General features: G+C 59.2%; 1 protein-coding gene. It reads right to left on the bottom strand.

Annotated elements, in window-relative coordinates; genetic code table 11:
- Positions 1 to 423: P-loop NTPase (locus tag DVK07_RS20325; RefSeq protein ID WP_121598575.1), on the bottom strand; the 423-nt coding region annotated here is incomplete at its 3' end.
- Positions 424 to 687 lie beyond the last annotated feature (264 nt).

Here is a 687-nt window from a genome sequence, read left to right as displayed (position 1 = left end):
CAGTTCATCCTGTACGCCAAGCATCCGCGGGATGTTAGGGCCGTACACGTCGGCGTCGAACAGTCCAACATTGGCCCCCCGCTCGGCCATCGCCGTCGCAAGATTCACCGAAACGGTGCTTTTGCCGACGCCGCCCTTCCCGGAGGAGACAGCGATCACGTTCGGTGCGCCGTCCATCTGGCCGGCGGGCGTCGTATCGTCGATCTCGACCGAGAGAACTGGTTCGTATCCCTCGTCCCGAACGGCGGCTCGAACGTCCTCGGTTATCTGTGTCTCGACCGGCGAGTGCGGGGCACCGAGTGCGAGCGGTACGTGGGCGGTATCTCCATGGAATTCGATGTCTCCGACGAGACCGAGCGAAACAATGTCGTCATCAAGGGCCGGATCCTCGACCCGTGCGAGCGCGTTTTGAAGGGTAGCCATTAGTAGATCACGTGGTTAGGTTGCGGGGCGGATTGCCGCACTTCGCCGTCGTCGACCGTAATATCGTGGGCGGTGCCCTCGATGGGCACCGGCCAGTCGTGGAACGCTATAGACTCGAGACAGGCCTCTGAGCCTTCAGGCGCCTTATAGTCACCATGGTCTCGGTACATGTTCGTGTGTAATATCTCGAGCGGCCAAGCCGTATTCCTGAACATTACAGGTTTTTAACTCTATTAGGCGTGCTCTAACGAATTACTGCTGTAC

It is taken from the genome of Halorubrum sp. Atlit-26R (assembly GCF_003666015.1).
In the GTDB taxonomy this organism is placed as follows: Archaea; Halobacteriota; Halobacteria; order Halobacteriales; family Haloferacaceae; genus Halorubrum.
This window is presented reverse-complemented; position numbering and strand designations above follow the sequence as displayed.